Source organism: Hominimerdicola alba 8 (assembly GCF_000178155.2).
Lineage (GTDB): Bacteria > Bacillota > Clostridia > Oscillospirales > Ruminococcaceae > Hominimerdicola > Hominimerdicola alba_C.
This window is the reverse complement of sequence record NZ_ADKM02000060.1, coordinates 1-1500: the sequence shown is the minus strand read 5'-3', so window position 1 is coordinate 1500 and position 1500 is coordinate 1. Positions and strand designations below refer to the sequence as shown.

The following is a 1500-nucleotide window of genomic DNA, read 5'->3' as shown; positions in this document are numbered from 1 at the left end:
CTCGCAGGAGTTTTGCTCGTCATGATCTGAGAGATAAATTTCTGCTTGTTCTCCAAAGTCTGATAGGAATAAGCGTCGAATGTGCCTTTGGTAACATAGCGGAAGATCTGCACCTGCTTGTTTTCATTGCCTTGACGGATAATTCTTCCGGCACGCTGCTCCAGATCAGCCGGTCTCCACGGAATATCGAGGTCGTGGACTGCGATCAGCTTCTTCTGGACATTCGTACCCGTACCCATTTTGGCGGTTGATCCGAGCAACACACGGATCTCTCCGCTGCGGACTTTTGTGAACAGTCATTATGGATAATTCCTGAGCAGTTTTTTCCGATATTCACACTAACTGCAACGACTGAAAGGAAGTATCCCTATGATTGACGAGATCTACAATAGCCGTATCGGTATTATCAAGACAGACCACTTCTCTGATGAGTGGGAGCAGACCGCTATCCCGTTCGAGGAGTCGCTGACTGAGGAGCAGATTATCCTGTTCCATAAGCTATGCGACTTGCAAAGTGAGACTGCCGCCGCTGAAATGAGAGCTGCGTACAAGGCAGGCTTCAAGGACGGCGTATCTATGATGCGAGAGGTTCAGGAATAACACCTTTGAATGAAAAACATGGTATGCCCTCCGTTCACTCGGTGGGCATATTCTGTTCAGGCGATATTACCCGACTATTACGATATAGTATTTTGTATATAGCAATCCAAAGTATACAATTTGTAGATATATAGGCATTTTCCCAGTGAAAAAAGTTCAAAAATCCGTTCCAACCCCCTTGCAATTTCGGTCGAAATGTGATATACTATATGTAGATGATTTTTCTGTTCAAAGAAAATTTACATCTAAATCTTCAAAAAGGGGTTGACAAAGTTATGACCATGCGGTATAATGCTCATGTACGGTAAGGAAGCAAGCAACCGAAAACAAGAGATAGACCGCCAGCACTACACTATTCCGAACCAAAGACCAAAAGATAAGCATTGTGGGAAAATCTAAACTTTTGGATTTTCCTACAATGCCAACTACGGCGGAATCCCTCCCACTCCTTATATCTTTCTGTATACATTGAATTTGTATTTAGTAAAATGCAGACAACACCACGGATCGGCTTTTGGTTGGACAATTCCAACCAAACACCACAGCAGACAGCAGAAAACATTCTGAACGCTAGGAAGCCGGTATGATTGTTACATATAAGGGGAAGAAAAATTTCTTTTAGGTACTTGCTTTCCTAAAACTGATGTGATACAATGATTTAATCCAGAAAAGGAGTAAAAAATATGCGGCAAGGTATTCTTAAATAAAACTATAATCAAATAGTGGGAACAAAGGATTATGATAGCTCCTTTTGTAGGGGCTTAGTTTTTTGTACCCAATTTAAGAATACTTTTGCCTTATCAATTTTGACATATCCCCAAAAACAGCAATCACAAACAGGTGTATGCTGTATATGTGTATGTCCGCAACTTATAATCCCCAGTGGTAAAAGTATTTTAC

At 41.4% G+C, this 1500-nt stretch carries 1 protein-coding gene and 1 pseudogene; one reads left to right on the top strand and one right to left on the bottom strand.

Going from position 1 to position 1500, the window contains the following annotated elements:
* Positions 1-296: pseudogene (locus CUS_RS05410) on the bottom strand (helicase-related protein); the annotation flags it as partial.
* Positions 297-369: 73 nt separating this feature from the next.
* On the opposite strand from CUS_RS05410, the gene CUS_RS05405 reads away from it, so the two are divergent.
* Positions 370-600, top strand: a complete 231-nt coding sequence (locus CUS_RS05405) for a DUF6809 family protein (protein ID WP_002848145.1) — start codon at positions 370-372, stop codon at positions 598-600.
* Positions 601-1500: the final 900 nt, after the last annotated feature.

Coding starts and splice junctions, on each gene's coding strand:
- CUS_RS05405 (WP_002848145.1), top strand. CDS start 370: ATGATTGACGAGATCTACAATAGCCGTATCGGTATTATCAAGACAGAC.